The sequence below is a fragment of the Methylobacterium sp. WL103 genome (assembly GCF_008039885.1).
GTDB lineage: Bacteria > Pseudomonadota > Alphaproteobacteria > Rhizobiales > Beijerinckiaceae > Methylobacterium > Methylobacterium cerastii.
The window spans coordinates 1-6662 of record NZ_VRUX01000219.1 but is presented as its reverse complement, the minus strand read 5'-3'; the positions used below and the strand labels follow the sequence as shown (position 1 = coordinate 6662).

The following is a 6662-nucleotide window of genomic DNA, read 5'->3' as shown; positions in this document are numbered from 1 at the left end:
GCCGTGATGGCGGGCATCGCCGGCGGCGACCTCGCCCCGCGCGACGTCGTCGCCCGCGGCATCTTCCAGGCGCTGGCGCGGGGCCGAACCGTCTATCTCGATACGCGCGGGGCGCTCGGCGCGGCGATGGCGACGCGGTTTCCGACGGTCGCCGGCCTGTGCGCCCAAGCCGGCATCGACCCGGCGCGGCAGGCGATCCCGGTGCGGCCGGCCGCGCACTACCACATGGGCGGCATCCGCGTGGACGGCGCGGGCGCGTCGAGCGTCCCGGGCCTCTACGCGAACGGGGAGGTCGCCTCCACCGGCCTGCACGGCGCCAACCGCCTCGCCAGCAACTCGCTCCTCGAGGCGCTGGCCTATTCGGGCTTCATCGCCGACGCCTTCGACGCGATGCCGCCGGGGCCGGCCGTGCCGGAGATCCGCACCGAGCGCCCGGCGGGCGACCTGCCGGCGATCCGGCAGACCATGGAGCGCCATGTCGGCGTGGTGCGCGACGAGGCCGGGCTTCGGGCCGCCGTCGACGCCCTGACGCCGCCGGCGGAGGCGGGCTGCGATGCCGCGCTCACCGCCGTGATGATCGCGCAGGCCGCCCTCGACCGCCGCGAGAGCCGCGGCGCCCACTGGCGCAGCGACTTCCCCCACGCCGCGCCGGCACGGCACAGCGAGACGACGTTGCACGCCGTGATGCCCGAACCCGAGCGCAGCGACGAGGCGATGGCCCGATGAGCGATATCCTGCCCCTGCCGCGGCTCCTCGTGGAGCCGATCGTCCGCGCAGCCCTGCTGGAGGACCTCGGCCGCGCCGGCGACATCACCACCGACGCGATCGTGCCGGCGGATGCCCGCCTCGACGGCGTCATCGCCGCGCGCCAGGACGGCGTGATCTCCGGCGTCGACGCCGCGGTGATCGCCTTCGCGCTGGTCGACCCGGCCGTCCAGGCGGTGATCGAGCGCGGCGACGGGGCGCGCGTCGCCCCCGGCGACGTGGTGATCCGTCTGTCGGGGCCGGCGCGCGCGATCCTCACCGCCGAGCGCGTGGCGCTGAACCTGCTCTGCCGGATGTCGGGCGTCGCCACCGCCACGTCCGGCCTCGTCGAGGCGGCGCGGCCGCACGGCAAGGCCTCGATCGTCTGCACCCGCAAGACCACGCCCGGCCTGCGCGCCCTGGAGAAGCACGCGGTGCGCGCCGGCGGCGGCTCCAACCACCGCTTCGGCCTCGACGACGCGGTGCTGATCAAGGACAACCACGTGGCGGTGGCCGGCGGCATCGTCCCGGCGATCGAGCGGGCGCGCGCCAGGGCCGGGCACCTCGTCAAGATCGAGGTCGAGGTCGACACCCTCGACCAGCTGCAGGAGGCGTTGTCGGTCGGCGCCGACGCCGTGCTCCTCGACAACATGAGCCCGGAGCAGCTCGCCCGCGCGGTCGCGATGATCGACGGGCGCGCGCTGTCGGAGGCCTCCGGCCGGATCAACGCGTCCACGGTCGGCGCCGTGGCGGCCTCCGGGGTCGACCTGATCTCCTGCGGCTGGATCACGCACAGCGCCGCGATCATCGATCTCGGCCTCGACGCCGCCTGATCGCATCCGCGGCGGCGGGGGGCGCGGTGGCGACGGCCTTGTGCCGAGGCTTCCGACGCCGCATGGCTCGGTCGCCTCGGGCGCGGGGCGAAGCGGTCCGGCATCCTTCGGCCCGGGCGGATGTCGGGCGGGGTCTCATGGCGGTCGGCGTGGCGGACGACGTGACGGAGGGGGCGGCCGCGCCCGAACAGCCGCCGATTCCCGGAATGCCGCCGCGCCCGGCCCGCCGGCTGCCGACCTGGACCTTCCTCAAGACCGCCGCCACCAACTCGCTGGCGGCCTGCGACGCCGAGCTGTTCGAGACCCTGGTGGTCCCGCGCAACTACTGGAGCCAGCAGGTCCTGTTCGTCAGCGATCCTGAGGCGATCCGGCACGTGCTGATCGACCGGTTCGACAACTACCCGCGCGTGACCTCGATCCGCCGCCTGTTCGAGACCGACCTGCGGACGGGGACGCTGGCGAGCGAGGGCGAGGTCTGGCGCCGGCACCGCCGCGTCGCGACGCCGACGATCGATCCGCGCTCGATCCGCCCCGACCTGCCGGCGATGCTCGACCTCGCCGGGCGCATCGCCGACGAGGTCGCGTCGGCGGGCTCGACTGCGCCGGTGGACATCGAGCGGTCGGTCGGAAGCCTCTCGACCCTGCTGTGGAACCAGGTGGTGACCGGCGGCGACCCGGCGGGCCTGCCGATCCTGCGCTGGCTCTCGAAGGTGCCGCACAAGCCGCGGATGATCGACCTGATCCCGAAGCCGACCTGGCTCGCGGACCGCCTCGTCCACCACCGCCGCGACCCGGCGCTGCCGCTCCTCGACGCCGAGCTGCACGCGATGATCGCCGCAAGGCGCCAGCTGGACTATGCCGGGGCGCACGACCTGCTCTGGCGCCTCGCCCACGGCCGCGACCGGCAGACCGGGCAGGAACTCCCGGATTCGGAGGTCCGAGACGAGGCCGCGAGCCTGATCGCCGGCGGCGCGGCCTCCGTCCGGGCGCTGACCTGGATCTGGTATCTGCTCGCCCTGCATCCCGCTGTCGAGGCGCGCTTCCATGCCGAGCTAGATACGGCCATGCCCGACGGCGTGGCGACGCCCGAGGCCCTCGACCGGCTCCCCTACACCCGCCGCGTGCTCGAAGAGGTGATGCGGCTCTATCCGCCGATCCCCGCCATCCTGCGGCAGGCCTCGGCGCGCGACGTGGTGGCCGGCCACCGGGTCCGCCGCGGTGCGATCATCGCGGTCATGCCGTGGATCGTGCACCGGCACCGGAAGCTGTGGCGCGACCCCGACCTATTCGATCCCGAACGCTTCACCGAGGCCAACGGCGTCGGCCGGCCGCGGCTTGCGTACCTGCCCTTCGCGACCGGCCCGCGGGTCTGCGTCGGGGCGTCGTTCGCGATGACGCAGATGCTGGTGGTGATCGCCGTGCTCGGGCGCCGCTTCCGGTTCCGCCTCGCCTCGGATGCGCCGGTGGTGCCGTTCGGTGCGATCAGCCTGCAGCCGAAGGGCGGCCTGCCCGTCCTGGTCGAGCCGCGCTGATCCCGAGCGCAGGACCGGACAAGGAAAAAGCGCGTCCTCGATCATGAGGAACGCGCTTCCGAAGGTGGCCCGTGGTCTCAGGATACGGGCGCAGTTCTCCTAGCTCGCCGCCGCAGCATCCGTATCGGGGTTCGAGCGCGAATAGACTACAAAGCCCGCGCGATGTTCCGTCCCCGGCGGGACGTAGGGAGACGAAAATTCCGGGTTCGATGCGGTATCGCGGTATTCGATCGCCGCCGGCAAACAATGGCGGATCGATCTCCGTTCGAACGACGCCCCCGGATCGCGATTTCGCCACGATACGGCAACGCTGCCACAGTGTTGCCACCGTGTCACGGCGCGGCGCCAACCATGGTGCGGCGCGGTTTCAGGCTTGGCTTTAAGCTGCGCTCGTTTACCCCTTGGCGAGACTTGGTACGCCAACGTGCCGAAGCGTCGTCCACCGCGTTCTCCACAGCTTTCGCCTGCCTTCTGAGAGGCCTTGATGCGTCGTAACTTCGCCCTGATCGGGCTCGTCTGCGCGGCTGCCGCCGGGGCGGCTCCCGCACTCGCCTACGAGATCGACCCGCTGACCCGTCAGCCGCTGGACAACGCCCTGTCCGTGCGCGTGCGCCCGCAGGCGGTCCAGGTCGTCGCGGTCCCGACGGCCAACGCCTCGCTGAACGCCGCCGACCCGATGGCCTCCACCGTCCCGCAGATGTCTGCGGTGCCGCGCGAGACCGTGGCCTATAGCGGCCCGTACTCGGCCGGCACGATCGTGGTCTCCACCGCCGAACGCCGCCTGTACTACATTCTCGGCAACGGCGAGGCCCTGCGCTACGGCGTCGGCGTCGGCCGTCCCGGCTTCACCTGGGGCGGCGTCCAGAACATCACGATGAAGAAGGAATGGCCGGATTGGCGCCCGCCGTCGACCATGCTGCGCCGCCGCCCCGACCTGCCGCGCTTCATGAAGGGCGGCATCGAGAACCCGCTCGGCGCCCGCGCCATGTATCTCGGCGGCTCGATCTACCGCATCCACGGCTCGAACGAGCCGGAGACCATCGGCACCGCCGTCTCCTCGGGCTGCATCCGCATGGCCAACGAGGACGTGATCGACCTCTACACCCGCGCCAAGGTCGGCACGAAGGTCATCGTCCAGCGCTGATCGCGTCGATCCCGGACCGCCAATCAAGAAGGCCGGCGGAGACGCCGGCCTTTTTTGCTGCCCCGCCTGCCCTCAGTGGCAGCCGCACCCGCCGCCGCCGCCGCCGCTCCCGCATCCGCCCTTCGCCGCGGTGCCGCCCTTGATCGGGGCGACCTTCGCGGTCTCGCGGTCCAGCCCGCGCTCGGCGAGTTCGTCGAGGTAGGTCGCCCAGCGGGAATCGTATTCGCGGCCGAGCTCGTGCAGGTAGTTCCAGCCGAAGATGCCGGTGTCGTGCATGTCGTCGAAGCCGAGCTTCACCGCGTAGTTGCCGACCGGCTGGATCTCCAGGATCGCCACCGCGCGCTTGCCGCCGATCACCTTGCGCTCGGCCGGCGAGTGACCCTGCACCTCCGCCGACGGGCTCGACACCCGGAGATATTCGGCCGGCAGCGCGTAGCGCCCGCCGTCGTCGAAGGCGACGTTGAGCACGCGCTTGTCCCCCGACAGCCGGATCTCGGTCGGCCAGCGTTCCTCGGTCACGGTCGGACTCCCTTGTAACGTCTCTTGCGACGTCTCTTGCAACTTCTGAGGCGGGCGGCGCCTCTGCGGCCCTGCACGCGCTTGCCCGCGGGCCTGCGCCCCATCATATGCGCATCCATGCTAGGTTCGTCATCCGATCCCCGCGCGGAAACCGCGTCGTCGCGTTCAGAGTCCCGCATGGGTCATCAGAGCCACCCTCAGCCGGCACCGCTGATCGACCCGTTCCAGCGGGCGATCACGTACCTGCGCATCTCCGTGACCGATCGCTGCGACCTGCGCTGCGTGTACTGCATGTCCGAGGAGATGAACTTCCTGCCCAAGCGCGACCTGCTCACGCTGGAGGAGCTGGACCGGCTCTGCGGGGTGTTCATCGACCGCGGCGTGCGCAAGCTCCGCATCACCGGCGGCGAGCCGCTGGTGCGGCGCGACATCATGCACCTGTTCCGCCGCCTGTCGCGCCATCTCGGCACCGGCGCGCTGGACGAGCTGACGCTCACCACCAACGGCACCCAGCTCGGGCGCTTCGCGGCCGAGCTCGCCGAGCTCGGCATCCGCCGCGTCAACGTCTCGCTCGACACCCTCGACCCCGACAAGTTCCGCGCGATCACCCGCCGCGGCGAGCTGCCGGTGGTACTCGACGGCATCGCAGCCGCGCGCGCCGCCGGCATCAAGGTCAAGATCAACGCCGTGGCGCTGAAGGGCGTGAACGAGGACGAGATCGCCGACATGATCGCCTGGGCCCACGGCCTCGGCATGGACATGACGCTGATCGAGGTGATGCCGCTGGGTGAGGTCGACGGCGACCGCACCGACCAGTTCCTGCCGCTCTCGGTCGCCCGCGCCCGCCTGGAGCATCGTTACACGATGACGCCGCTTCCAGACCGCACCGGCGGCCCGGCCCGCTACGTCCGCGTCGAGGAGACCGGCGGGCGCCTCGGCTTCATCACGCCGCTGACCCACAATTTCTGCGAGAGCTGCAACCGCGTCCGCCTGACCTGTACCGGCAAGCTCTACATGTGCCTCGGCCAGGAGGACGCCGCCGACCTCCGCTCGGCGCTGCGCGCCTCGCCGGACGACGCGCTCGTCACCGCGGCCGTGGTTGAGGCGATCTCGCGCAAGCCGAAGGGCCACGATTTCGTCATCGAGCGCCAGCGCCCCGCCGCGGTGCCCCGCCACATGAGCGTGACCGGCGGCTGAGACCCGCCCGGCGCTTTTACGCCGGTGATTCTTCCTCGGGTCCACCGATATCGCCCCATTGCGTTACGGTCTCGGATCACGCGCGGGTCCCCCTCTTCCCGCAGGCGGGGAGAGGCCCGCACGGACCTCGTCGTCCGTGCGGGAAGCGAAGGCGGAGCCGAAGCGACGGTGAGGGGGCGCCAACGGACGAGGCTCCTCCGGCTCAGCCCCCTCACCGTCGGCTGCCGCCTCGCTTTGCCGACGAAGAGGTCGACAAAGCCTTCTCCCCGCACGCGGGGCGAGGTGATGCGCGTGCGGCGAGCAGCCAAGTGTACGACCGGCAGGAGTACGGATGCCCGAAGCCGGTAGCCCTCGGTTTTCGGAATCACTTGGTTGGACGAAGGCCCGATCCGATTCTCGGCCTCACTCGACGACGATGACGTGGTTCGGCAGTTCGTCGGGGTTGTCGGGACCGGCCGGGACGTGACGCGCCAGCTCCGCGCCGATGCGTTCGATCGCGCGCAGGAGCCCGGCTTCCGCCTCGCCCGCGCGGAGCGCGGCCGTGAGGTCGGCCAGCGTCGTGGTCCATCGCGCGTCGCCGACCCGCTCCAGGATGCCCGTGTCGGCGACGATCTCGGCATGCTGCTCGGCGAGCGACAGGTGGAGCAGGATGCCGGTCCGCCCGCGGGTGCGCCCCAGCCCCCGCGCCCGGAA

At 71.8% G+C, this 6662-nt stretch carries 7 protein-coding genes; 5 read left to right on the top strand and 2 right to left on the bottom strand.

All coding sequences use genetic code 11. The annotated features are described in order from the left end of the window. From FV222_RS14225 to FV222_RS14210, 4 genes are all read left to right on the top strand, one after another. The coding region (locus FV222_RS14225; RefSeq protein ID WP_147814770.1) for an FAD-binding protein at positions 1-726 on the top strand (726 nt) is incomplete at its 5' end. Then, complete coding sequence (gene nadC / locus FV222_RS14220; protein WP_147814768.1) at positions 723-1577, top strand: carboxylating nicotinate-nucleotide diphosphorylase; 855 nt, start codon at positions 723-725, stop codon at positions 1575-1577. The genes FV222_RS14225 and nadC, both read left to right, overlap by 4 nt. Before the next feature lie 137 nt (positions 1578-1714). Then, a complete protein-coding gene (locus tag FV222_RS14215) occupies positions 1715-3109 on the top strand; it encodes a cytochrome P450 (RefSeq protein WP_147814766.1) in 1395 nt (464 codons plus the stop codon). Positions 3110-3593: 484 nt separating this feature from the next. After that, the gene (locus FV222_RS14210; RefSeq protein ID WP_147814764.1) at positions 3594-4253 is read left to right on the top strand and encodes a L,D-transpeptidase; all 660 of its coding nucleotides are present in this window, start codon (positions 3594-3596) and stop codon (positions 4251-4253) included. Between the two features lie 72 nt (positions 4254-4325). Here FV222_RS14210 and FV222_RS14205 read toward each other — a convergent pair whose 3' ends face one another. Beyond that, complete coding sequence (locus tag FV222_RS14205; protein WP_147814762.1) at positions 4326-4772, bottom strand: DUF971 domain-containing protein; 447 nt, start codon at positions 4770-4772, stop codon at positions 4326-4328. A 177-nt stretch (positions 4773-4949) separates the two neighbouring features. Here FV222_RS14205 and moaA point away from each other — a divergent pair, with 177 nt between their 5' ends. Further along, a complete protein-coding gene (moaA, locus tag FV222_RS14200) occupies positions 4950-5969 on the top strand; it encodes a GTP 3',8-cyclase MoaA (RefSeq protein ID WP_147814760.1) in 1020 nt (339 codons plus the stop codon). A gap of 402 nt (positions 5970-6371) precedes the next feature. On the opposite strand, the gene FV222_RS14190 is transcribed toward moaA, so the two are convergent. Then, the coding region (locus FV222_RS14190; protein ID WP_187277335.1) for a TPM domain-containing protein at positions 6372-6662 on the bottom strand (291 nt) is incomplete at its 5' end.